Origin of the sequence: Paenibacillus xylanexedens (assembly GCF_001908275.1) — a bacterium.
Taxonomy (GTDB): Bacteria; Bacillota; Bacilli; order Paenibacillales; family Paenibacillaceae; genus Paenibacillus; species Paenibacillus xylanexedens_A.
In genome coordinates this window covers 6904795-6928258 of sequence record NZ_CP018620.1, presented here as the reverse complement: position 1 = coordinate 6928258, position 23464 = coordinate 6904795, and the positions used below count along the sequence as shown (strand labels likewise).

Sequence of the window (23464 nt, the reverse complement as noted above, 5' to 3'; positions counted from 1 at the left end):
GCCAACAATGAGCGAAGAACGTAACGCACGTAAAGTGCAAACTGGTAAAGTGGTCAGCGATAAAATGGACAAAACGATTGTTGTTGCTGTAGAAACTTACAAAAAACATAACTTGTACCATAAACGCATTAAGGTTACTAAAAAATTCAAAGCGCATGACGAAGAAAACACTGCGAAAATCGGTGACACGGTGAAAATCATGGAGACTCGTCCGCTTTCGAAAGATAAACGCTGGAGACTTACTGAAATCGTAGAAAAAGCGGTTATCATCTAATGCATCAGCAGCATTGCTGAAAGGAGGAATACTAAATGATTCAACCATTTACACGTTTGACTGTGGCCGACAACTCCGGTGCGAAGGAACTGATGTGTATCCGCGTACTCGGCGGTACGGGACGTCGTACAGCTCAAATCGGTGATCTGATCGTTTGTTCTGTTAAACAAGCAACACCAGGCGGCGTTGTCAAAAAAGGTGATGTAGTTAGAGCGGTTGTCGTTCGTACGAAACGTTCTGTACGTCGTAAAGACGGTTCCTACATCGGTTTTGATGAAAATGCAGCGGTTGTTGTAAAAGACGACAGAAGCCCACGTGGAACACGTATTTTCGGACCAGTTGCTCGCGAACTTCGCGATAAAGACTTCATGAAAATCGTTTCCTTGGCTCCAGAAGTTATCTAAAGCTTAATCTCGTGATGTTAGAAACAGGAGGTGTACGAAATGCCAAGAGTGAAAAAAGTTCTGGAATCCCATAACAACAAACTTCACGTTAAAAAGGAAGATACGGTTATGGTGATCAGCGGTAAAGACAAAGGTAAAAAAGGCCGTGTCATCGCTGCTTATCCTCGTGAGAACCGCGTCCTTGTGGAAGGTGTTAACATGGTGAAAAAACACCAGAAGCCTAACCAGCAAAATCCGCAAGGCGGCATTATCGAGAAGGAAGCTCCGATTCACGTTTCCAACGTAATGCACATCGATCCGAAGAGCGGAAAAGTAACCCGTGTAGGTTACAAAGTTTTGGATAACGGTAAGAAAGTGCGCGTTGCTAAACGTTCCGGAGAAATTATCGACTAATTGAACCGAATGAGAAAGGAGGGCTATGATTCATGGCATCAAGAATGAAAGAACGTTACCTGCAAGAAATCGCTCCTGCTTTGATGCAGAAGTTTAACTATACAACGGTAATGCAAGTGCCGAAAATCGAGAAAATCGTTATCAACATGGGTGTGGGCGACGCTGTCCAAAACTCTAAAGTGTTGGATTCTGCAGTAAACGATTTGCAACTGATCGCGGGTCAAAAACCTGTAATCACTCGAGCTAAAAAATCTATCGCAGGTTTCAAACTGCGTGAGAATATGCCTATCGGTGCGAAAGTTACATTACGCGGTGAGCGTATGTACTTCTTCCTAGATAAGCTGCTCAACGTAACGCTTCCTCGTGTCCGCGACTTCCGCGGTGTATCGAGTAATGCTTTCGATGGACGTGGTAACTATACACTGGGTCTGAAAGAGCAATTGATCTTCCCGGAGATCGAATACGATAAAGTTGATAAAGTCCGCGGTATGGATATTGTCATTGTAACAACGGCGAAAACAGACGAAGAGTCCCGTGAATTGCTTACGCAAATGGGAATGCCTTTCGTTAAGTAATGTTGGCATAACGTTTCCGGGTGTCTGGAAAGACTCCCTTTTCTCCGAAATTATTTAGGAGGTGTCAGGCTAAGTGGCAAAAACTTCGATGAAAGTTAAACAACAACGTACACCTAAGTTCAAAGTACGTGCATATACACGCTGTGAGCGTTGCGGACGTCCACATTCGGTCCTGCAAAAGTTCAAAATTTGCAGAATTTGTTTCCGTGAATTAGCTTATAAAGGCCAGATCCCTGGCGTGAAAAAAGCAAGCTGGTAAAAAGTCCTGAACGGGAAGGAGGTTAACTCACAATGACTATGTCTGATCCAATTGCAGATATGCTTACTCGTATTCGTAACGCGAACACTGTTCGTCACGAAACGGTAGAAATGCCTGCTTCGACAATGAAAAAACAAATCGCCGATATCCTGAAGCGTGAAGGTTTCATCCGTGACGCTGAAGTTATCGATGATAACAAACAAGGGATTATCCGTGTTTTCCTGAAATACGGTCAAAATAACGAGCGCGTTATCACTGGTCTGAAAAGAATCAGTAAACCTGGTCTTCGTGTTTACACGAAAAGCAACGAAGTACCTCGTGTACTTGGTGGCCTGGGAATCGCGATCATCTCGACATCTAAAGGTATCATGACGGACAAAGAAGCTCGTCAATCGAAATCCGGCGGAGAAGTCGTTTGCTACGTTTGGTAATATAACGTCACAAGATAGGAGGTGCAACATATGTCTCGTATTGGTCGCAAACCAATCACAGTACCAAGTGGTGTAGACATCACCCTGGACAACACCGTTATTACGGTAAAAGGACCTAAAGGAACTTTGACTCGTGAGCTTCATAAAGACATGAAGGTTACAGTTGAAAATAACGAAATCACAGTTGTGCGTCCTTCCGATAACAAAACTCACCGTTCTTTGCACGGCACAACGCGTAGCGTTGTAAACAATATGGTGAGCGGCGTTACTGAAGGATTCGCGAAATCTCTGGAATTGGTTGGGGTCGGATATCGTGCAAGCAAATCCGGAGATAAAATCGTTCTGAACGTTGGTTACTCTCACCCGGTTGAAATTACACCGGAAGCGGGAATCGAATTCGAAGTACCTTCGAATACAAAAATCATCGTTCGCGGAATTGACAAAGAGCGTGTAGGTGCTTACGCTGCTAAAATCCGTTCCGTACGTGAACCTGAGCCGTACAAAGGTAAAGGTATTAAATATGAAGGCGAGCGTATCATCCGTAAGGAAGGTAAAGCCGGTAAGAAGAAATAAGATTTCTCTTACCGCCTTTGCGCGGCTTTCGGCTTGCTTGCTTCGTGTGTTTCTAATATACCCCGTGGCTTCTGCTTTGAAGCCAGCGAGGTAACCTGAAAGGAGTGAATCTTTGAGATGATTACGAAACCAGATAAAAATAAGGCTCGTCTGAAAAGACACCTTCGTGTTCGTAAGAAAATCCAAGGAACGGCAGCACGTCCTCGTTTGAACGTATTCCGTTCTGGTAAACATATGTATGCTCAAATCATCGATGATGTTGCTGGTGTAACAATCGCTTCCGCGTCTACCGTAGACAAAGAATTGAGCACTGACATCAAAAATGGTGCATCTGTTGAATCAGCTCGTAAAGTTGGCGAACTCGTTGCTAAACGTGCGAAAGACAAAGGTGTTTCCAACATCGTATTTGACCGTAGCGGTTATCTGTACCATGGTCGTATCGCAGCATTGGCTGAAGCGGCTCGTGAAGCAGGACTTGAGTTTTAAGATATTTTTCAAAAGGAGGTTAACGACTTGCGTGTAGATCCGAATACTTTGGAACTGACTGAAAGAGTTGTAAATATTAATCGCGTAGCTAAAGTAGTAAAAGGCGGACGCCGTTTCAGCTTTAGCGCACTGGTTGTAGTCGGCGACGGCAACGGCTGGGTTGGAGCTGGTATCGGTAAAGCGGGCGAAGTACCTGATGCAATTCGCAAAGGTATTGAAGACGCTAAGAAAAACCTTGTACACGTTCCACTCGTAGGAACATCGATTCCTCACTTGGTAACAGGTAAGTTCGGCGCAGGACGCGTGCTGTTGAAACCAGCATCTGAAGGTACTGGTGTTATCGCTGGTGGTCCTGTACGTGCGGTTCTCGAACTTGCTGGTGTAGGTGACATTTTGACAAAATCTCTGGGTTCTTCGAATTCCATGAACATGGTCAATGCGACTTTGGAAGGTTTGTCCCGTTTGAAGCGTGCTGAAGACGTGGCTAAACTGCGCGGAAAATCCGTCGAAGAGCTTCTGGGTTAAGGAGGGAATTCTCATGGCTAAATTAGAAATTACCCTCGTCCGCAGCTTGATCGGACGTCCGGAGACGCAAAGAACAACTGTGAAAACATTGGGTTTGCGCAAAATCAATAGCAAAGTGGTACAAAACGATAATCCTGCCATCCGTGGTATGATTAACAAAGTAAGCCACTTGGTTGCTGTTAAAGAAGTAGAAGCTTAATAACGGGTTAATCCCACAAATCTTTAAGGAGGTGCAACGAACGATGAAGTTACATGAGCTTTCACCATCTCCTGGATCCCGCAAAGAACGTAAACGTCTTGGTCGCGGTCCAAGTAGTGGTACAGGTAAAACATCAGGTCGCGGTCACAAAGGACAAAATTCTCGTTCTGGCGGTGGAGTTCGTCCAGGCTTCGAAGGTGGACAAAATCCATTGTATCGTCGCTTGCCAAAACGTGGTTTTGTAAACCCAACTCGCAAAGAATATGCAGTTGTGAATACTGAAGACCTGAACAGTTTTGCTGCGGGTACTGAAGTAACTCCAGAATTCTTGATGACGAATGGCGTAGTTAAAAACGCTAAATCCGGAATCAAAATTCTGGGTAACGGTGATGTCACTGTGAAGCTGACTGTTAAAGCTAACAAGTTTTCTCAATCTGCTATTGAGAAAATTGAAGCTGCCGGCGGTACAACCGAGGTGATTTAATGTTCAAGACCCTAAAGAATATCTGGCGGGTTGAAGATCTGCGCAAAAGGGTATTATTTACCCTTTTTGTACTGATCATTTACCGCATCGGCTCCTTTGTCCCCGTGCCGGGAGTTAACAAAGATGTGTTCGAAGCGACAAATTCTGCGGGTAAAGAAGTTTTTGGACTTCTCAATACGTTCTCGGGTGGAGCGCTCTTCCAGTTCTCGATATTTGCGCTCGGGATCGTGCCTTACATCACTGCGTCTATCATAGTACAGTTGCTTTCCATGGACGTTATTCCTAAATTAGCGGAGTGGGCAAAGCAAGGTGAACAAGGTAAGAAGAAATCTGCACAGTTGACCCGTTATTTAACCATCGGGCTGGCATTGATTCAAGCGTTTGGTACGTCGATCGGATTCAACCGCTTGTACAATACAGAGATGGTTCCTAACGCTACATTTGCAGATTATATCTTGATCGCGATTGTACTTACGGCCGGTACTTCATTCCTAATGTGGCTTGGTGAGCAGATCACCGAGAAGGGCATAGGAAACGGGATTTCGATCTTGATCTTTGCGGGTATCCTATCTACGGTGCCTAACATTATCAAACAAACGATCGAATCTGACTTCATTCAACCTGACCAACTGTTTATGAATATTCTTAAAGGTGTTATCATCGCAATTGTTATTGTGTTGATCATCATAGGGGTCATTTACATTCAGCAGGCGATTCGGAAGATTCCGGTACAGTACGCTAAACGTGTCGTAGGTAACAAAATGTACGGTGGACAGAATACACATATCCCGCTGAAAATTAATGCAGCAGGTGTTATCCCTGTTATCTTCGCATCATCGCTGTTGATGTTCCCGACGATCATCGCCAACTTCTGGGCAGATCGCCTTTGGGCACAGTGGATCGGACAGAACCTGACTACACACAAACCTCTAGGTATGTTGTTGTATGTCGTGATGATCTTCGGTTTCACATTCTTCTATACTTTCGTACAGATGAATCCACAGCAGATGGCTGATAATATGAAAAAGAACGGCGGTTACATCCCAGGCATTCGCCCGGGTAAAGCAACCGAGAAATATCTGACCCGTGTCATGACTCGTTTGACAATGGCCGGTGCCATGTTCTTGGCAGTCATTTCCGTTCTGCCTGTAATCTTGGGGGCACTGTCTGGTTTGCCTCAATCTGCGCAAATTGGAGGAACATCCCTCCTGATCGTTATCGGTGTTGCGCTGGATACGATGAAGCAAATCGAAAGCCAATTGATCAAACGCCACTACAAAGGTTTTATCAATAAATAGGCAATAGGTACCGGTCGAGTGAAGATTTACTTGCCGGCACCTATTGTGCTGTTTGTTGATGTAGGGTAGTCTTGGAGGGAGTGACATAACGTGAACATCCTATTCATGGGCCCTCCGGGGGCAGGAAAAGGAACGCAAGCAGACGTCATCGTGAAAGAGTTCGGTATTCCCCATATTTCAACAGGCGATGCATTTCGTCTCGCGATCAAACAGGGAACTCCCATTGGCATGAAAGCCAAGGAATATATGGATCAAGGATTGCTTGTACCAGATGATGTAACCATTGGCATCGTTGAAGAACGTTTGCAGCAGCCTGACTGCAGAGAAGGTTTCCTCTTGGACGGATTTCCAAGAACCCTTTCGCAAGCAGAAGCGCTCGATGGCATTCTGGATCGATTGAACTCAGGTCTCGATCATGTAATCAACCTGAAAGTGGATCGCAACAAATTGCTCGCTCGTTTGACGGGGCGTCGAATTTGTAAAAACTGTGGTTCCACTTATCATGTGGTATTCAATCCGCCTAAGCAGGAAGGTATTTGTGATAAATGCGCTGGTGAGTTGTATCAACGCTCTGATGATAATGAAGAGAGTGTAGGTACACGACTGGACGAGTATATCAACAAAACAGCACCACTCCTCACGTTCTATGAGACTAAAGGTCTTCTTCGTCAAATGAACGGAGAACAGGATATCGATCAAGTTTCTAAAGAAATCGTGTCCTTACTGAGAGGTTAATTGATGATCATTGGTAAGTCCGAAACGGAACTGGGCTTGATGAGGGAAGCAGGGAGAATTGTTGCGGAAACGCATCGTCTCTTGGCAGAGCATATCGCTCCCGGTATTACGACTGGAGAACTTGACCATATGGCTGATCAATATATCCGCAGTCAAGGAGCTGTGCCGTCTTTCAAAGGTTATAACGGTTTCCCTGCCAGTGTGTGCGCTTCAGTCAATGAAGAGTTGGTACATGGATTTCCCGGCAAACGCAAGTTGAACGAGGGCGATATCGTTACGTTTGACATTGGCGCGCAGTACCAGGGGTATCATGGAGATTCCGCCTGGACTTATCCGGTCGGCCGTATTTCCGAAGAAGCCCGTCGTCTTCTGGACGTTACCGAGGCTTCGTTATACGCAGGTCTGGCGCTGGTAAAACCGGACGTTCGCTTGTTTACAATATCTCATGCGATTCAGAAATATATTGAAGATGAAGGGTTCTCCGTAGTTCGTGAATATGTCGGTCACGGCATAGGCGCAGATCTGCACGAAGAACCACAGATTCCGAACTATGGTCTTCCCGATCGGGGACCACGGCTTAAAGCGGGCATGGTGCTGGCCATAGAGCCGATGGTTAACGTAGGTAGACGGTATGTGAAAACGTTGGAAGATAACTGGACTGTCGTCACGGTTGATGGTAAGTTATGTGCACACTTTGAACACACCGTAGCAGTTACACCAGATGGTATGGAAATTTTCACAAAACTGAATGCGTAGGTGATGAGGCATGAACAGTCAGTCTAATCCGCAGCTCGGTCAACTTGTGAAGATCCGTAAAGGCCGCAATGCGGACCAAGCCGCAGTAATTGTTGCTATAGCGGACGGTAAGTTCGTATATATTGCGGATGGAGACAAACGTAAGTTTGATCAACCAAAGAAGAAGAATCTTCTTCATCTTGAGCTCCAGCCCATGATTAGCAGCGAGGTTGTGAACAGTTTAAACGAGAGTGGTCGGGTGACAAATGGAAAGCTCCGTTACGCGGTTCATTCATTTCTGGAATCCACCAACATTCAAGCTGAAGAGAAAGGAGACTGACTAATGGCTAAGGAAGATGTCATTGAAGTGGAAGGTACGGTTCTCGAACCGCTACCGAATGCAACATTCAAGGTTGAGCTTGAGAACGGTCATCAAATTCTCGCTCACGTTTCCGGAAAACTGCGGATGCACTTTATCCGTATCCTGACTGGAGACAAAGTAGTTGTTCAGTTGTCGCCTTATGATTTAACAAAAGGTCGCATAACTTACCGTAAATAGTAGTAGACAGTTGCAATGAACTGTGAAGCTTATGTAGCGGGTTTTGCCCGGCAAAACTTGCGAAAGCTTCGAAGCCGGTTTTACAATAGTAGAACAAGGTCAATGCTTACGAAGAGGGTTTTGCTTAGCAAAACTTTGAGGAGGTAATTCACATGAAGGTAAGACCTTCGGTCAAGCCGATTTGCGAAAAGTGCAAAGTCATTCGCCGCAAAGGGAATGTTATGGTTATCTGTGAAAATCCGAAACACAAACAAAAACAAGGTTAAAGAAGGGGGTGTAGCGTAAAATGGCACGTATATCTGGTGTGGATTTGCCACGTGATAAGCGCGTTGAGATCGCCTTGACTTATATTTTCGGAATCGGTAAAACGACTTCCCAGAAAATTCTGAGCACAACAGGCATCAATCCGGACACTCGTGTTCGTGATTTGACGGAAGATGAAGTCAGCAAATTGCGTGAAAGTATCGATAAAGAGGTCAAAGTAGAAGGTGACCTGCGTCGAGAAATCTCTTTGAATATTAAACGTTTGACGGAGATCGGTTGTTACCGTGGAGTTCGTCATCGTCGTGGTCTGCCTGTTCGTGGACAACGTACGAAAACGAATGCTCGTACTCGTAAAGGTCCTCGTCGTACAGTAGCGAACAAGAAGAAATAATAAGGGGGGATAAGAGAAAATGGCTAAACCGAAAAAAGTCGTACGTACTAAACGTCGTGACCGTAAGAATATTGAATCTGGCGTGGCGCATATCCGTTCCACTTTCAATAACACTATCGTTACTATTACGGATCCTCACGGAAACGCAATTTCGTGGGCAAGCTCCGGTGGCCTCGGATTCAGAGGTTCCCGTAAATCGACTCCGTTTGCTGCACAAATGGCTGCTGAGACTGCTGCCAAAGCTGCAATGGAACATGGGATGAAAGCCGTTGAGGTTATGGTTAAAGGACCAGGCGCAGGCCGTGAAGCAGCGATCCGCTCTTTGCAAGCTGCTGGTCTTGAAGTTAACCTGATCAAAGACGTAACTCCAGTCCCGCATAACGGATGCCGTCCTCCAAAACGTCGTCGTGTCTAATGAGATTTGCCCCTGCGTGTGGTATATTTCCGGCACAATCTGCTAATAATGGTTGTTTAGGCATACTACTACATGTTTTCGCAAGAGAAGGTAAATGTTTCATAGAGGACCGACGTTTTGAAGGAGGGGTATTGCAGTGATTGAAATCGAAAAGCCGAAAATTGAGACGGTAGACGTCAACGATGATGGCACCTATGGGAAATTCGTAGTAGAACCGCTTGAGCGCGGATACGGTACGACGCTTGGAAACTCGCTTCGCCGAATCTTGCTCTCGTCACTGCCGGGTGCGGCAGTGTCTTCGGTTCAAATCGATGGCGTTCTGCATGAATTTGCTACAGTTCCTGGCGTAATGGAAGATGTAACGGAGGTTATTCTTAACCTGAAAGCTTTGTCGCTTAAGATTCATTCAGACGAGGAGAAAGTGCTCGAGATTGATGCTGAAGGCGAAGGAGCAATTACGGCTGGAGATATCCGTGCTGACTCCGATGTGGAAATCCTTAACCCGGATTTGCACATTGCTACGCTCGGACCAGGTTCGAGACTTCACATGCGTATTTTTGCCAATCGCGGTCGCGGCTACGTCCAGGCAGATCGGAATAAACGCGATGACCAGCCGATCGGCGTCATCCCAGTCGATTCCATCTTCACCCCGATCAGTCGCGTTAACTACGCTGTGGAAAATACGCGTGTCGGTCAAGTGACCAACTATGACAAGCTCACGTTGGAAGTTTGGACTGATGGAAGTATTCGTCCTGAAGAGGCTGTAAGCCTCGGCGCTAAAATTTTGACTGAGCATTTGATGCTCTTCGTGGGTCTTACAGACGAAGCGAAAGATGCAGAAATCATGGTCGAAAAAGAAGAAGACAAAAAAGAAAAAGTACTCGAAATGACGATCGAAGAGCTGGATCTCTCTGTTCGTTCCTACAACTGCCTCAAACGTGCCGGTATTAATACCGTGCAAGAGCTGACTACGAAAACGGAAGAAGACATGATGAAAGTCCGTAACCTCGGACGCAAGTCTTTGGAAGAAGTTCAAGAGAAGCTTGAGGAACTTGGTTTGGGACTCCGTACAGAAGAATAGACAGCCGAGTGCTTGAAGTGAAGGAGGGAAAACAATGGCATACCAAAAGTTGGGCCGTAATTCCAGCGCACGTAAAGCTTTGTTCCGTGACCTGGTAACCGACCTGTTCTTATACGAACGCATTCAGACAACTGAAGCGAAAGCAAAAGAGGTTCGCTCTATTGCTGAAAAACTGATCACTAAAGCGAAAAAGGGAGATCTTCATGCCCGTCGCCAAGTGGCAGCTTATGTTCGCCGCGAAACTATCGATGGTGAGCAAGATGCAATCCAAAAACTGTTTAGCGAATTGTCCGGTCGTTACGCTGAGCGTCCAGGTGGATACACTCGTATCTTGAAACTGGGACCTCGTCGTGGTGACGCAGCGCCAATGGTTTACTTGGAACTGGTAGACCGCGCGTAAAACAGATGAGATGAGGAAAGGGGACAGAATCAACGATTCTGGATTAACCCTTTTTTTCTCTTCATTTCGGAATTCGTGCTGTAATAGAAGCTCCGTAAGGGGCTTCTTTTGCTGTTCGGGATAGGGATATGTATAGTATGGAACAAAGGTGTGGTAATAATGCGGAACTTATGTATGACGTTAACTTATGATGGCACTGCCTATTTCGGCTTCCAAGTACAGCCGGGTGGGAATACTATTCAGGATCATCTTGAAGATGCGATTCGTGCTTTAACCGGTGAGAAGGTTAAAATTACAGGTTCAGGCCGAACAGATGCAGGTGTTCACGCCCGCAGACAAATCTTCAATTTTCCTACGGAGTCCCAGATCCCGATTGAACGTTGGTGTATTGCACTCAACTCCAGATTACCCTCCGATATTGTCGTTATTGATGCGATTGAAGTTTCGGCTGATTTTCATTCTCGCTATGCAGCGAAAAAGAAAACGTATCGTTATACAGTCAATGCGAATCAATTTCCGGATGTATTCAACAGAAGACTGCAATATCATCATCATGCGAAGCTTGATATTATGGCAATGCAGGAGGGCTTACGACATTTCATAGGGACGTATGATTTTACCTCTTTTGCTTCACGCAAGTCTCAGAAAGAGAATCATGTCCGTTCGGTGTACGAAGCATGGATGGAAGTGGACCGATCAATGTGCAGAGACCATCCGCGCGATCAGGGTGTCATTCACATTTATTTGAGTGGTAACGGCTTTTTGCAGCATATGGTTCGTATCATTGTAGGGACACTGCTGGAGATCGGAGAGGGCAAACGGAAAGCCTCTGATGTACCAAATATGATTGCTGCATGTAATCGATCTGCTGCAGGACCTACTGCAGTTAGCTGCGGTTTAATGCTCTGGGATCTTGAATACAAAAAAGATTAAATTTGGTGAGTGAAAAGCTTAATTAACACTTGCGATTTAATCGCCTATCATGTAATATAAAAGTTGTGTTTTCTTAATGGCTTTCCCACAGCCCCAATTAAGAGTTTCACATCAAATTTACAATCCATCAACACCTAAAGTTATAACTTAACGAACGAAGATAAATGAAAATGATGATTTTGAACATTTTAAGGAGGAACTTTTCATGCGTACTACGTACATGGCGAAGCCTAACGAAGTTGAGCGCCAATGGCACATCATTGATGCTGAAGGCAAAACCCTCGGACGTTTGGCGAGCGAAGCAGCAGCTTTGATTCGCGGCAAACACAAGCCACAATTCACTCCACATGTGGACACTGGCGATTTCGTTGTTATCATCAATGCTGAGAAAATCGTATTGACTGGTAAGAAAATGCAAGGTAAAAAATACTACCGTCACTCAATGCACCCAGGTGGTTTGAAAGTAACTACAGCTGAAGAGATGGTTAAAAACAAACCTGAGCGTATGTTGGAATTGGCTGTTCGCGGTATGCTTCCTAAAACTCGCATGGGCGAGAAAATGAAGTTGAGACTTAAAGCGTACAGAGGCACTGAGCATCCACATGCAGCACAAAAACCAGAAGTTTACGAACTTCGCGGTTAATTAAAAGGAGGACAGTTTCATGGCACAAGTACAATACTATGGGACAGGTCGTCGTAAACATTCGGTAGCACGTGTTCGCCTTGTACCGGGTGAAGGACGCATTGTCATCAATAAACGTGATATTAATGAATACTTCGGTTTGGAAACACTCAAACTGATCGTAAAACAACCACTGAACTTGACAGAAACGCTCAACAACTATGACGTTCTTGTTATTGCTCATGGTGGCGGAATCTCCGGTCAAGCCGGCGCAATCCGTCATGGTATCTCCCGCGCTCTGCTCAAAGCAGATCCGGAATACCGTGCATCCCTGAAAAAAGCAGGATTCCTGACTCGTGACCCACGTATGAAAGAGCGTAAAAAATACGGTCTTAAAGCGGCTCGTCGCGCACCTCAGTTCTCCAAACGTTAATATTAAAAGCCTTTGGCCTCGGTCAAAGGCTTTTTTATATATTCATGACCATCACGCCATATATTATATTAGTTTATGCGATAGCTCTCATTTTTCTCATATCTCTGATGTCTCTCCCCATGCTTGTGCATCTTTCCCTCATTGCCTTTTCAATGTGCTCTTAATGTCCCTCAATACAGTCCTATAATATGTACGTTGATACATCTACATCTTACTGAACCTCTCTAATCGTTTAGATCATTGAATTTGCTCTTACGCTCTCACCCATCGCTCACCACACATTCTATAACAGCTCCTATAAAATCATCGTTTAGAACTCACGCCGGATTTCTTGAATGCACTCAGCTTACTGTTTTTGTACTTAATTCATTGGTGCAAACCTTATCAGTATTTCTTATGGAAACGATAAAAGTCCCTTACATATCAATAGCTAAAATTCGCAACGTTGCTCCCCTTAAAACTTTAGCTTTTCTTCCTTCATTTTCAATCACCTAGTGATTTTTGGATTCTGTTCTTGACGACAAGATCTGTCCAAACCCAGCAGCAGCAAAGGTTTCCCAGGCTAAGGGATGTATTTTTACCTGCCTAATGACCTGGGCCAACATCATTGTTTTTATCTCATTAACAGAGAAATGGACAAATTGAACCAAAATATTGTGTGATAGCGGCAATTAAAAAGGGTCAAAAACTGATTTATTTTACCATATGGCAGGCATTGACATCCCCAATGAAAGATTTATACTAAACATAATTCATATTAGATTAGTCGGCTTTAGGTGTATTGAAATGCAGAATGGGGGAAATTCACAGATGAACTTGTTGGAGAAAGAAGATTTGGCACGGACGAAGGCAGAGGAACTGGAACATGCCAGTCCAGAGGATATTATTCGGTATGCTATTGAAACATTCCCAAATATCACTTTTGCATGTAGTTTTGGTGCAGAAGATGTTGTACTTGTAGATATGGTGCAGAAAATCAGCCCATCCACAGATATTTTTTATCTGGATACAGATTTTCACTTTAAAGAAACATACGAAACACGTGATAAGATGCAGGAGAACTACAACCTTGAATTTGTACGCGTGTCACCTAAGATTACTCCGGAAGAGCAGGCAGCTCAACACGGTGAAGAGTTATGGAAATCTGATCCCAATGGGTGCTGTAACATTCGCAAAGTCGAACCGTTAACACGTATTCTTTCTCAGTATGATGCATGGATTACAGGTATCCGCAGAGATCAAGCACCAACTCGTGCAAACTCGAAGAAGGTTGAATATGATTCCAAATTTGGCCTGATGAAGTTTAATCCGATTGCGCACTGGACGACTGAGGATGTATGGCAATATATTCGTGACAATAACGTTGTATATAACCCTCTTCATGATCAGAACTACCCAAGTATTGGTTGTGAGCATTGTACACGTCAAGTGATGCCTGGAGAGGACCCTCGTGCTGGACGCTGGTCTGGTAATGATAAAACGGAATGTGGCCTTCATAAATAATAGATATACAAGGAGCTGACAAGATGACATCGATTCTGCCTCATGGAGGTACGCTGGTTCAGCGTATCGTACAAAGAGAAGAACGGGAGCAATTGTTGCAAGACAGTAAAAACTTATCCTCTTTGCTTATTAATACCTGGACGATATCAGATTTGGATCTGATTGGTGTGGGTGCGTTCTCACCACTTGAAGGTTTCTTGAATGAGGAAGATTACCTTTCGGTGGTGTCTCGCATGCGTCTTGCCGATGGAACAGTCTGGAGTATACCGATTACACTTGCTATTGACGATAAACAAGCCGCATCCCTCCAGATTGGTGAACGTGTGAAACTTGTTGGTGATCAAGATGGAGTCACTTATGGATTGCTCGAAGTCCAAAGTATATACCAGGTGGATCAGGGTGAAGAAGCCCAGCGTGTATTCAAAACGGATGATCCCGAGCACCCGGGCGTTAAAAAACTGTTGGAGCGTCCTGCAACATACGTAGGAGGTCCAATTCAAGTGTTGAACCGTCCAAAACCTTCGAAATTTGAAGAATTCTATTATGATCCTGCAGATACCCGGAAGATTTTTCAGGAGAAGGGTTGGAAGACCGTAGTTGGTTTTCAGACACGTAATCCGGTGCATCGGGCTCATGAATACATTCAGAAGAGCGCTATGGAGATTGTAGACGCACTTTTCCTGAATCCGCTTGTTGGAGAGACAAAGTCGGACGATGTTCCCGCAGATGTTCGGATGAAGAGTTATCTGGTATTACTGGAGAACTATTACCCGGCTGATCGTGCGTTTCTTGGTGTGTTCCCCGCAGCCATGCGGTATGCCGGTCCACGTGAAGCTATTTTCCATGCGATGGTTCGCAAAAATTACGGGTGTACTCACTTTATTGTTGGTCGTGACCATGCGGGTGTTGGTGATTATTATGGAACATATGAAGCACAGGAGATCTTTACTAACTTTACAGCAGAGGAACTGGGGATCACTCCGTTGTTCTTCGAACATAGTTTCTTCTGTACCAAATGTGGAAACATGGCATCCAGCAAAACTTGCCCACATGATAAAGAACATCATATGGCACTTTCCGGCACCAAAGTACGCGGGTTGCTCCGTGACGGCCAGTGCCCTCCACCTGAATTTACACGTCCTGAGGTAGCTGAGGTGCTGATTGAAGGAATGGCGGAGCAAGTCCGCTCCTAGCGGTATATTTGTCCATCTTGTCCCATATAGATGATTAGAGTCATTTATAGGGACGAGGTGGTTTTTTTATGCGTAAAAATATGGGGAAACACTTTGTAGTCTGGATTAGGCTAAAAACAATCAAAAGGGTCATGCTGAGTCTCTGTCTACTGGCCATGTTAGTGGCGGTAATGTCCTATGAACTGCCTTCCGCTAAGACGTCAGGTTATTGGAGTTTGCCGATGGCGGGTAAAGTCATTGCCATTGATGCAGGACACGGAGGACCAGATGGAGGAGCGGTGAGTAAACAGGGGGTTATTGAAAAAGATATCAACCTGTCTATCGCCCTGTATGTGAGAGATTATTTGCAACAGGCAGGGGCCTTAGTGGTTATGACACGAGAAATAGACACTGATTTGGCGGAATCGGACACCAAGGGGTACTCCAAACGCAAGACGGAAGATCTGAAACAAAGAGTACGACGGATAGAGGATAAGCAAGCAGATCTCTTTATCAGCATTCACATGAACAGTGTCCCATCCAACCGATGGAGTGGAGCGCAGGTTTTCTATACAACTAACCATCCGGATAACGAAGGTTTGGCTAATCTGCTTCAACAAGAGATGGTTCGTAATCTGGAGAATACAGATCGAATCGCCAAAACGGTGAATACGGTTTATCTGTTACAGGCTCTGAAGATCCCTTCAGCGCTGGTAGAAGTGGGTTTCCTTTCTCATCCGGAAGAGGCACGTATGCTTGCCGACGAAGCTTATCAACGCAAGGTAGCTGCATCGATCTATAATGGAATTCTCAGATATTCCTCAGGAGAACGATCTAAAAGTTAGTCAGAACAAGAAAGGTAATGATATAATTGGATCAGCATACCTAATTACATGCCAATAGATAAAGCTGAGGTGCTGTCTGATGTTATCAAAAGAACAGATACTTGAACTATTACAGCCATTACAAGAACCACAATTGGGAGTAAGTCTGACCGAACTGGAATGGTTTCGAGATATTATGGTGAAAGAAAATCATGTGGCTCTGACCATAGTGACACTGGAAAATCGACCTGAGGATACAACAGCTTTGAGTGATGCAGCGCGTAATCTGTTGTCCCAGCACGGACTGAAGGATGTACATATTCGTGTGCGTGCAGCTTCTGAGCATGATCGTGAGAGCCTGAATATGGGACAACCCGATAATGAGCCAGATCGGGACGAAGTGCTCGTAAAAGGTCACGCAGCGGGTCTGGATGGACATGAGCTGTTAAGTCCTGAATCAGGTGTTCGTTTTATTGCTGTGGCCAGTGGTAAAGGTGGCGTTGGTAAATCAACGGTAACCGTTAATCTGGCTGCAGCCTTGGCACGTCAAGGCAAGAAAGTGGGCTTAATTGATGCGGATATCTATGGCTTCAGTGTACCCGACATGATGGGGATTGAAGAATATCCGGTCGTTGAAGATGGCGTTATTCAACCGGTTGAACGTTTTGGCGTCAAAGTCATGTCGATGGGCTTCTTTATTCGGGAGAACAACCCGGTAATCTGGCGTGGACCCATGCTAGGTCGGATGCTGCGTCAATTCTTTACGGATGTCCAGTGGGGCGAATTGGATTATATATTACTGGATTTGCCCCCAGGTACGGGAGATGTTGCTTTGGATGTGCATCAGATGTTGCCACAGAGTAAGGAAATCATCGTTACCACGCCGCATGCAACGGCAGCTTTTGTCGCAGCACGTGCGGGTGCGATGGCCATTCAGACCGATCATGAGTTACTTGGTGTGGTTGAGAATATGGCGTACTATGAGTGTGGCAGTTGCGGAGAGAAGGATTATGTCTTTGGTCGTGGAGGCGGGGGAAGACTTGCGGAAAGTCTGCATACAAGCCTGCTTGCCCAGATTCCATTAGGCACGCCGGATAATCATCCTTCCGAGCCTGATTTCTCACCTTCTGTATACAAAGCTGATTCCCGTATAGGGGCTATCTACGATGAAGTTGCCCGGTCCATTGAATCCAAATTCTAATGGTATGAGTGTTATAAATACAAATAAAGCCTGCGTCCATTCGGATGCAGGCTTTTCAGTTTCTGTAATATACCAACATCTACTGTTTATGAACCTCCACCGCTGCCAGAATCTCCACTTCCACCATCTCCGCCATCACTTCCACCTTCGCCCTGACCGTCTTGTTGTCCGCCTTGCTCTTCCCCCTGTTTTCCGCCACTTTCCACTTTGGGTTGCAATTCGTCCTGTACTACCTTCTTGAGCAAAGTGAGTACTTCCATGCGGAACAACGGGTTTTGCATCACTTCCTGCATGACAGTCATGGTCTGTTTACGATAATCCGGAGTCTTCGTCATATCCATGAACATCTTGGATACCTCAGGTGACTTCATGATGTCTTCAACAGATTTTTGATATGTGGGATCTTTAATTAATTGCATATGAAGTTGTTTGCTTTGTGCGTTGATCACTTTGGCAAATTCACCCGCAAACTGCGGATCGGTCATGATCTTTTCGAATTCCTTCTTATATTCGGGAGCTGTGATGGTATCTTTTACTGCAATACGTATTTGTTCCGAAGATTGCACAGGCATTAACATTTTCATACCAATGGATCCTGAAGCACCACCCGAACCGCCGCCTTCTTCAGAACCGCTGCTTCCGCTGGATGAGCTTTGACCTGTAAGAGCTTCCTCCACCGCTTTCTTGCCTTCATCACTTTTCAAAATATCTACAACCATTGTTTTCATCTCTTTATAACTGCCCTGAGGAGGCGAAGAACTCTGATCTGAACCGCAGCCGGCAAGCATGACGGATAGCCCCAGTACGACACAGCATAGCTGCCACAAAGGCCGTTTCATGTGTACAATCCCTCCTTGATTAGATACTGGATGTAGTATGTGATGGGAAAGGGGGAAATATGTTGAGCAATGATGGTTTTTTGCTGAGAAGGTTGGTAAAATAAACACTCGGGGGTGGAAAACATTTGAATTTACGTAGATGGTTTTTCCTGTTTTGGACAGCCTTGCTTATTGGGGCCGCGGGAGCATTGGGCACAGGATTGATTATGATGCTGGTGAACGGGGAGAAAACAAATGGATTGAATGATTTTCTTCTGTATCTTTTGATCTTATTTGGATCAGGGGTTATGATCAGCGTGTATTCACAAATGGGTTTCTTTGCATATCTGATATTGAATTATATGGGTAAAGGTGTATTTCCAAAGCGCGGTTGGCAGATCGTGCAGATTGTACTAACGGTGTTAGCCCTGCTTGACGTGATGTTTTTACGTTTGTTTGTTGGGGGAGACCGGGAGCGTATATCGGATATTGTGTTAGGTATCATTATTTTGGCAGCTGCAATTGTTACCGCTTACGTTAAAGTAAAGCTGACTCATATCTCCGCGCTCGTACCTACACTCTTTTTCATGATTGCCGTTACCATAGTGGAGACGATCGGCGTATTACGTATTGATGTGAATGCTGCAACCATATTTATTGTGGTTCCCTTGCTCCTATGTAATGCATACCAAATGCTGATATTGCACAGGCTGGTGGATGTATCGACGAACCGGAGTGTAAGTGGAAAGGCAGAACAGTTGAAAGAAAGCCGAGCATAGAATTCATTTTGCATAAAAAACATACCAAAAAGAGCTAACCTGGTTAGCTCTTTTCAACTTTTACACTCGTATTTTACACTCGTATTAGAGCTATAGCCCAAGCAATCTACCAATTATTGACCGCTGGCTTGATCACGAACTTCCTTACCTTCTACACTGGAATGGTTAAGCAACTCAGACACGGTTACGAATTCATAGCCCTGGTTTTTTAATTTGTCGATAATGACAGGGAGTGCTTCATGCGTTTGTTTAGAAGAATCGCTTGCATGCAGCAGTACGATGTCCCCTGGATGTGCCTTGCTTACTACGCGATCAACAATGGTCTGTACACCAGGATTTTTCCAATCCAAGGAGTCGGTATCCCACTGCACAACCTGATAATTCAGACTATTGGCTACCTGAAGCACTCGCTTGTCAAAGTCCCCGTTGGGCAGACGTAGTAATTTCGGTTCTTTTCCCGTTAAATCGGTTAAAATGCTATGAGCTGTCGAAATTTCTTTGCGTATTTCTTCTTCGGTCAGGCTGCTGTAGTTCTCATGTTTGTGACCATGGCTGCCAATTTCATATCCTGCCTCTTTGATGGCAGTAACAATTTCGGGGTGTGTCTTGCTCCAGGGGGAGGAAAGGAAAAAGGTTGCCTTCTGCACTTTATTTTCCTGAAGAACTTTCAGAATCGGCTCTGTCCGTTTATCCCCCCAGCTAATGTCAAAGGTAAGTGCGATTACCTTCTTCTCGGTTGGAACGCTGTAGACGGCTGATGGTGCTTCCTCCGAGAATACGGAGACATTGCCTCTCTCCAGATAAATAATACCGATCGCAAAGATGGCAGCAACGAGGACAATCAGGTACCGTTTAATCTTTTTGCCGCTAAATACATAGAACGAGTTCATTTCAATAAGCGCCCCTCTCCCATAAGAAATGCTTGTTTACTCTCCAATGTATGCTCGTACTCCCCAGTTATTCGTAACGGAACCTTGTTTGTCCATCATTTTAGATTCTACAGGAGGTTATTATGTTAAAATTCAGTACATTTCTTAGAGATCTTGGTTCCATCCGCAGTGCATTAATCTGGTCCGTAGTTTTGTTTGCTGTTGGTATAGGAGCAGGGTGGGTGAGTACAGGGCCACTGGAAGAACTATTGTTGAACCAAATCGGAGGATTACGTGAAGTCAGTGAACGGCTGGAGCAGGGGGGCAATGTGCAATGGAACTTCTTCCTGTTTATCTTTTTCAATAATGCCATCAAAAGTGTACTTGTCATCTATGCCGGTATATTCTTCGGAATTCTGCCTGTCATCTTCCTGCTGATCAATGGGATGGTCCTTGGATTTGTGGTGCACACCACGATGAATTATGGAGCAAGCTTCTATGATTTTGTGGTTAAAGGTTTACTTCCGCATGGCATTATTGAAATTCCGGTCATAATTATTGCTTGCGCCTTCGGACTGAAGTTTGGTGGTCTGGTTATCAAAAGCCTTGCACAACTTGGAAGTGACAAGCGAAATACGATGGGTACCCGGTGGAGAGTATTCATGAATAGGACGTTAACGGCATCCTTTTGGGTTGTCATCTTGCTTCTTGTAGCAGCAATCATCGAAAGCACACTTACGTATACTCTGGTGAGAGGATAAAATTTTGTGCTGGTTGGCATTCATAAATTTTCAGAAAGTTGACCATAACAATAAAACGGGTTCCAGCAGTACCCCACAAAAGCGAATGCACGGGGTGTTGCATGAAACTTGTGTAAGTGTGATAAAGAGGCTATGCACAAAAAGGAGAACTCTAATGCTGGGTATGTTGTTTAACGAGAAGGAATGCAAGGAACTAGACTATGTGCTGCGTAAAGAATTAGATGAGATGCTTTTCGATCTAAGTGATAATCGTCTTGACCAAGAGATCAAATATGCTATCGCGAGCCGATATAAGACTGTGTTCCGCATGTATGCACGCTTTGCCCCGCCAAAAGAGTTGTCCAAGTATGCAAGAGGTGGGAAGCTGAAAAAGTCGAAGCCATAATGCTGAAGCTGGTCATATATTCGCTGTATAGTAGTGGAAGTGAGGTGCGGCTCTTCATAGCGGGTGCTGTACCTCTGAACCATGATAATGCTGAAATTGCTGAGGGGTTCATACTTTTTGTCGAAAAAGGGTTGACCTTTCTAATTTCATATGGTAAATTAATTTTCGTTCCTTTTTTAGGAGCGGTTCACCGAAACAAGCATGAAAATAAAGCGATTGAAAATAATCGAAAAAATAATGCTTGCAAAGAGAACTTCAACATGATATATTATAAAAGTCGCCGCTGAAACGACGACAGCATGAAAAACAGCACTAAATTGAATGTTTGATCTTTGAAAACTGAACAACGAGTGAGTAAACATTCTGCTTGCAGAATGAACGCGAAAGTTTGAAACAAGCCTTGGCTTGGATCGACTGGAGCACAAATGAGATTTTTAATCTCGTCAGATTCAAAATGAGCTTATCGCTCTTTTCAATACTTTATTGGAGAGTTTGATCCTGGCTCAGGACGAACGCTGGCGGCATGCCTAATACATGCAAGTCGAGCGGAGTTGATAGGAAGCTTGCTTCCTTGATACTTAGCGGCGGACGGGTGAGTAACACGTAGGCAACCTGCCCTCAAGTTTGGGACAACTACCGGAAACGGTAGCTAATACCGAATAATTGTTTTCTTCGCCTGAAGGAAACTGGAAAGACGGAGCAATCTGTCACTTGGGGATGGGCCTGCGGCGCATTAGCTAGTTGGTGAGGTAACGGCTCACCAAGGCGACGATGCGTAGCCGACCTGAGAGGGTGATCGGCCACACTGGGACTGAGACACGGCCCAGACTCCTACGGGAGGCAGCAGTAGGGAATCTTCCGCAATGGGCGAAAGCCTGACGGAGCAATGCCGCGTGAGTGATGAAGGTTTTCGGATCGTAAAGCTCTGTTGCCAGGGAAGAACGCTTGGGAGAGTAACTGCTCTCAAGGTGACGGTACCTGAGAAGAAAGCCCCGGCTAACTACGTGCCAGCAGCCGCGGTAATACGTAGGGGGCAAGCGTTGTCCGGAATTATTGGGCGTAAAGCGCGCGCAGGCGGTCATTTAAGTCTGGTGTTTAATCCCGGGGCTCAACCCCGGATCGCACTGGAAACTGGGTGACTTGAGTGCAGAAGAGGAGAGTGGAATTCCACGTGTAGCGGTGAAATGCGTAGATATGTGGAGGAACACCAGTGGCGAAGGCGACTCTCTGGGCTGTAACTGACGCTGAGGCGCGAAAGCGTGGGGAGCAAACAGGATTAGATACCCTGGTAGTCCACGCCGTAAACGATGAGTGCTAGGTGTTAGGGGTTTCGATACCCTTGGTGCCGAAGTTAACACATTAAGCACTCCGCCTGGGGAGTACGGTCGCAAGACTGAAACTCAAAGGAATTGACGGGGACCCGCACAAGCAGTGGAGTATGTGGTTTAATTCGAAGCAACGCGAAGAACCTTACCAGGTCTTGACATCCCTCTGACCGATACAGAGATGTATCTTTCCTTCGGGACAGAGGAGACAGGTGGTGCATGGTTGTCGTCAGCTCGTGTCGTGAGATGTTGGGTTAAGTCCCGCAACGAGCGCAACCCTTATATTTAGTTGCCAGCACTTCGGGTGGGCACTCTAGATAGACTGCCGGTGACAAACCGGAGGAAGGTGGGGATGACGTCAAATCATCATGCCCCTTATGACCTGGGCTACACACGTACTACAATGGCCGGTACAACGGGCTGCGAAATCGCGAGATGGAGCCAATCCCAACAAAGCCGGTCTCAGTTCGGATTGCAGGCTGCAACTCGCCTGCATGAAGTCGGAATTGCTAGTAATCGCGGATCAGCATGCCGCGGTGAATACGTTCCCGGGTCTTGTACACACCGCCCGTCACACCACGAGAGTTTATAACACCCGAAGTCGGTGGGGTAACCGCAAGGAGCCAGCCGCCGAAGGTGGGATAGATGATTGGGGTGAAGTCGTAACAAGGTAGCCGTATCGGAAGGTGCGGCTGGATCACCTCCTTTCTATGGAGAATCGTTTCCTGCAACGGAAACATTCAAATACGCAGATTCTTAGAACCTGCAACAGCGATTCATTTTGGTCCGTCACTTCGGTGTGGATGAAATGAAGAGCACAAGCAACTCACTCGTTGCTCAGTTTTGAGAGCTCAAACTCTCAAACGTTTGGTGGCGATAGCGAAGGGGTTCCACACGTTCCCATCCCGAACACGACCGTTAAGCCCTTCAGCGTCAATGGTACTTGGACCGCAGGGTCCTGGGAGAGTAGAACGCCGCCAAGCGTAACCCATTTTGGGTTCAAATAGTATATGTAATGTGGGCCCTTAGCTCAGTTGGTTAGAGCGCACCTCTGATAAGGGTGAGGCCGGTGGTTCGAGTCCACCAGGGCCCACCATCTATACCTTTTAACTTTATATGGGGCCATAGCTCAGCTGGGAGAGCGCCTGCCTTGCAAGCAGGAGGTCAGCGGTTCGATCCCGCTTGGCTCCACCAAAAATGTTTTACAAGTTTGTTCTTTGAAAACTAGATATCGAAACGAAACAAACGCGAATTAGAACATTCCTTTAAGTTGAACTTGTGTAAACAAGTCAAGTGTATAAAGGTAGTTAAATTGCTTTTGTGATGGTATCGAGTGAGAGCGACTTTTGGCTTTGCGC

Annotated in this window: 33 protein-coding genes, 2 tRNA genes and 2 rRNA genes; 35 read left to right on the top strand and 2 right to left on the bottom strand. The window is 45.5% G+C overall.

Annotated features, from left to right (window positions below):
- The first annotated feature begins 7 nt into the window (after positions 1 to 7).
- The 28 genes from rpsQ to BS614_RS30105 all read left to right on the top strand — a co-directional run bounded on the left by rpsQ (position 8) and on the right by BS614_RS30105 (position 17169).
- A complete protein-coding gene (rpsQ, locus tag BS614_RS30240) occupies positions 8 to 274 on the top strand; it encodes a 30S ribosomal protein S17 (RefSeq protein ID WP_017692084.1) in 267 nt (88 codons plus the stop codon).
- A gap of 35 nt (positions 275 to 309) precedes the next feature.
- Complete coding sequence (gene rplN / locus BS614_RS30235) at positions 310 to 678, top strand: 50S ribosomal protein L14 (RefSeq protein ID WP_017692085.1); 369 nt, start codon at positions 310 to 312, stop codon at positions 676 to 678.
- A 39-nt stretch (positions 679 to 717) separates the two neighbouring features.
- Complete coding sequence (gene rplX / locus BS614_RS30230) at positions 718 to 1071, top strand: 50S ribosomal protein L24 (protein WP_017692086.1); 354 nt, start codon at positions 718 to 720, stop codon at positions 1069 to 1071.
- 32 nt (positions 1072 to 1103) lie between these two features.
- Positions 1104 to 1646, top strand: a complete 543-nt coding sequence (rplE, locus tag BS614_RS30225; protein ID WP_017692087.1) for a 50S ribosomal protein L5 — start codon at positions 1104 to 1106, stop codon at positions 1644 to 1646.
- A gap of 73 nt (positions 1647 to 1719) precedes the next feature.
- Entirely contained in the window at positions 1720 to 1905 is a 186-nt protein-coding gene (locus tag BS614_RS30220; RefSeq protein ID WP_013312154.1) for a type Z 30S ribosomal protein S14, read from the top strand.
- A 32-nt stretch (positions 1906 to 1937) separates the two neighbouring features.
- The gene (rpsH, locus tag BS614_RS30215) at positions 1938 to 2336 is read left to right on the top strand and encodes a 30S ribosomal protein S8 (RefSeq protein WP_017692088.1); all 399 of its coding nucleotides are present in this window, start codon (positions 1938 to 1940) and stop codon (positions 2334 to 2336) included.
- Positions 2337 to 2366: 30 nt separating this feature from the next.
- Complete coding sequence (rplF, locus tag BS614_RS30210; RefSeq protein ID WP_017692089.1) at positions 2367 to 2909, top strand: 50S ribosomal protein L6; 543 nt, start codon at positions 2367 to 2369, stop codon at positions 2907 to 2909.
- Between the two features lie 117 nt (positions 2910 to 3026).
- Positions 3027 to 3395, top strand: coding sequence for a 50S ribosomal protein L18 (gene rplR, locus BS614_RS30205; RefSeq protein WP_017692090.1), 369 nt, complete (start codon positions 3027 to 3029; stop codon positions 3393 to 3395).
- 27 nt (positions 3396 to 3422) lie between these two features.
- The gene (gene rpsE, locus BS614_RS30200) at positions 3423 to 3920 is read left to right on the top strand and encodes a 30S ribosomal protein S5 (RefSeq protein ID WP_017692091.1); all 498 of its coding nucleotides are present in this window, start codon (positions 3423 to 3425) and stop codon (positions 3918 to 3920) included.
- A gap of 13 nt (positions 3921 to 3933) precedes the next feature.
- The gene (rpmD, locus tag BS614_RS30195) at positions 3934 to 4119 is read left to right on the top strand and encodes a 50S ribosomal protein L30 (RefSeq protein ID WP_017692092.1); all 186 of its coding nucleotides are present in this window, start codon (positions 3934 to 3936) and stop codon (positions 4117 to 4119) included.
- Between the two features lie 43 nt (positions 4120 to 4162).
- Entirely contained in the window at positions 4163 to 4603 is a 441-nt protein-coding gene (rplO, locus tag BS614_RS30190; protein WP_017692093.1) for a 50S ribosomal protein L15, read from the top strand.
- The gene (gene secY, locus BS614_RS30185) at positions 4603 to 5901 is read left to right on the top strand and encodes a preprotein translocase subunit SecY (RefSeq protein WP_074096564.1); all 1299 of its coding nucleotides are present in this window, start codon (positions 4603 to 4605) and stop codon (positions 5899 to 5901) included. Before rplO ends, secY begins: the two co-directional genes overlap by 1 nt.
- 90 nt (positions 5902 to 5991) lie before the next feature.
- The gene (locus BS614_RS30180) at positions 5992 to 6636 is read left to right on the top strand and encodes an adenylate kinase (RefSeq protein ID WP_074096563.1); all 645 of its coding nucleotides are present in this window, start codon (positions 5992 to 5994) and stop codon (positions 6634 to 6636) included.
- A gap of 3 nt (positions 6637 to 6639) precedes the next feature.
- Positions 6640 to 7392 carry a type I methionyl aminopeptidase gene (gene map, locus BS614_RS30175; protein ID WP_036607191.1) on the top strand — a complete coding sequence of 251 codons (753 nt, stop codon included), beginning with the start codon at positions 6640 to 6642 and terminating at the stop codon, positions 7390 to 7392.
- A 10-nt stretch (positions 7393 to 7402) separates the two neighbouring features.
- Positions 7403 to 7711, top strand: coding sequence for a KOW domain-containing RNA-binding protein (locus BS614_RS30170; RefSeq protein ID WP_036607194.1), 309 nt, complete (start codon positions 7403 to 7405; stop codon positions 7709 to 7711).
- A gap of 3 nt (positions 7712 to 7714) precedes the next feature.
- Positions 7715 to 7930: a translation initiation factor IF-1 gene (infA, locus tag BS614_RS30165; protein WP_017692098.1), complete on the top strand. Its 216-nt coding sequence runs from the start codon at positions 7715 to 7717 to the stop codon at positions 7928 to 7930.
- A 152-nt stretch (positions 7931 to 8082) separates the two neighbouring features.
- Complete coding sequence (gene rpmJ, locus BS614_RS30160; protein WP_003333770.1) at positions 8083 to 8196, top strand: 50S ribosomal protein L36; 114 nt, start codon at positions 8083 to 8085, stop codon at positions 8194 to 8196.
- A 20-nt stretch (positions 8197 to 8216) separates the two neighbouring features.
- A complete protein-coding gene (gene rpsM, locus BS614_RS30155; protein WP_036607200.1) occupies positions 8217 to 8585 on the top strand; it encodes a 30S ribosomal protein S13 in 369 nt (122 codons plus the stop codon).
- 19 nt (positions 8586 to 8604) lie between these two features.
- Positions 8605 to 9000: a 30S ribosomal protein S11 gene (rpsK, locus tag BS614_RS30150; protein WP_017692100.1), complete on the top strand. Its 396-nt coding sequence runs from the start codon at positions 8605 to 8607 to the stop codon at positions 8998 to 9000.
- 136 nt (positions 9001 to 9136) lie between these two features.
- Positions 9137 to 10081 (top strand): DNA-directed RNA polymerase subunit alpha, encoded by a 945-nt coding sequence (locus BS614_RS30145; RefSeq protein ID WP_017692101.1) that lies wholly within the window; start codon positions 9137 to 9139, stop codon positions 10079 to 10081.
- Between the two features lie 34 nt (positions 10082 to 10115).
- On the top strand, positions 10116 to 10481 hold the full coding sequence (gene rplQ / locus BS614_RS30140) for a 50S ribosomal protein L17 (RefSeq protein WP_017692102.1): 366 nt from the start codon (positions 10116 to 10118) through the stop codon (positions 10479 to 10481).
- 159 nt (positions 10482 to 10640) lie between these two features.
- Complete coding sequence (gene truA / locus BS614_RS30135) at positions 10641 to 11414, top strand: tRNA pseudouridine(38-40) synthase TruA (RefSeq protein ID WP_074096562.1); 774 nt, start codon at positions 10641 to 10643, stop codon at positions 11412 to 11414.
- 205 nt (positions 11415 to 11619) lie between these two features.
- A complete protein-coding gene (rplM, locus tag BS614_RS30130; RefSeq protein ID WP_024633564.1) occupies positions 11620 to 12057 on the top strand; it encodes a 50S ribosomal protein L13 in 438 nt (145 codons plus the stop codon).
- A gap of 19 nt (positions 12058 to 12076) precedes the next feature.
- Complete coding sequence (gene rpsI / locus BS614_RS30125; RefSeq protein WP_017692105.1) at positions 12077 to 12469, top strand: 30S ribosomal protein S9; 393 nt, start codon at positions 12077 to 12079, stop codon at positions 12467 to 12469.
- Between the two features lie 810 nt (positions 12470 to 13279).
- The gene (locus BS614_RS30120) at positions 13280 to 13972 is read left to right on the top strand and encodes a phosphoadenylyl-sulfate reductase (RefSeq protein WP_074097059.1); all 693 of its coding nucleotides are present in this window, start codon (positions 13280 to 13282) and stop codon (positions 13970 to 13972) included.
- A gap of 23 nt (positions 13973 to 13995) precedes the next feature.
- The gene (sat, locus tag BS614_RS30115) at positions 13996 to 15165 is read left to right on the top strand and encodes a sulfate adenylyltransferase (protein ID WP_074096561.1); all 1170 of its coding nucleotides are present in this window, start codon (positions 13996 to 13998) and stop codon (positions 15163 to 15165) included.
- 68 nt (positions 15166 to 15233) lie between these two features.
- Positions 15234 to 15989 (top strand): N-acetylmuramoyl-L-alanine amidase CwlD, encoded by a 756-nt coding sequence (gene cwlD / locus BS614_RS30110; protein WP_074096560.1) that lies wholly within the window; start codon positions 15234 to 15236, stop codon positions 15987 to 15989.
- A 79-nt stretch (positions 15990 to 16068) separates the two neighbouring features.
- Complete coding sequence (locus tag BS614_RS30105; RefSeq protein ID WP_074096559.1) at positions 16069 to 17169, top strand: Mrp/NBP35 family ATP-binding protein; 1101 nt, start codon at positions 16069 to 16071, stop codon at positions 17167 to 17169.
- A gap of 86 nt (positions 17170 to 17255) precedes the next feature.
- Here BS614_RS30105 and gerD read toward each other — a convergent pair whose 3' ends face one another.
- Positions 17256 to 18008, bottom strand: a complete 753-nt coding sequence (gene gerD, locus BS614_RS30100) for a spore germination lipoprotein GerD (RefSeq protein WP_047841116.1) — start codon at positions 18006 to 18008, stop codon at positions 17256 to 17258.
- A gap of 125 nt (positions 18009 to 18133) precedes the next feature.
- Between gerD and BS614_RS30095 the strand changes: the two genes are divergently transcribed.
- Positions 18134 to 18766, top strand: a complete 633-nt coding sequence (locus BS614_RS30095) for a KinB-signaling pathway activation protein (protein ID WP_047841115.1) — start codon at positions 18134 to 18136, stop codon at positions 18764 to 18766.
- Positions 18767 to 18879: 113 nt separating this feature from the next.
- Here the strand turns inward: BS614_RS30095 and pdaB are convergent, their stop codons facing one another.
- A complete protein-coding gene (gene pdaB / locus BS614_RS30090) occupies positions 18880 to 19656 on the bottom strand; it encodes a polysaccharide deacetylase family sporulation protein PdaB (RefSeq protein WP_017692112.1) in 777 nt (258 codons plus the stop codon).
- Positions 19657 to 19778: 122 nt separating this feature from the next.
- Between pdaB and BS614_RS30085 the strand changes: the two genes are divergently transcribed.
- From BS614_RS30085 to BS614_RS30055, 6 genes are all read left to right on the top strand, one after another.
- Positions 19779 to 20396, top strand: a complete 618-nt coding sequence (locus BS614_RS30085) for a stage II sporulation protein M (RefSeq protein ID WP_074096558.1) — start codon at positions 19779 to 19781, stop codon at positions 20394 to 20396.
- Between the two features lie 154 nt (positions 20397 to 20550).
- A complete protein-coding gene (locus BS614_RS30080) occupies positions 20551 to 20781 on the top strand; it encodes a hypothetical protein (protein ID WP_017692114.1) in 231 nt (76 codons plus the stop codon).
- Positions 20782 to 21261: 480 nt separating this feature from the next.
- Positions 21262 to 22814: ribosomal RNA gene (locus BS614_RS30070) — 16S ribosomal RNA — on the top strand.
- Between the two features lie 158 nt (positions 22815 to 22972).
- Positions 22973 to 23089: ribosomal RNA gene (rrf, locus tag BS614_RS30065) — 5S ribosomal RNA — on the top strand.
- Between the two features lie 36 nt (positions 23090 to 23125).
- Positions 23126 to 23202, top strand: a tRNA-Ile gene (locus BS614_RS30060).
- 22 nt (positions 23203 to 23224) lie between these two features.
- Positions 23225 to 23300 (top strand) — tRNA-Ala (locus BS614_RS30055).
- Positions 23301 to 23464: the final 164 nt, after the last annotated feature.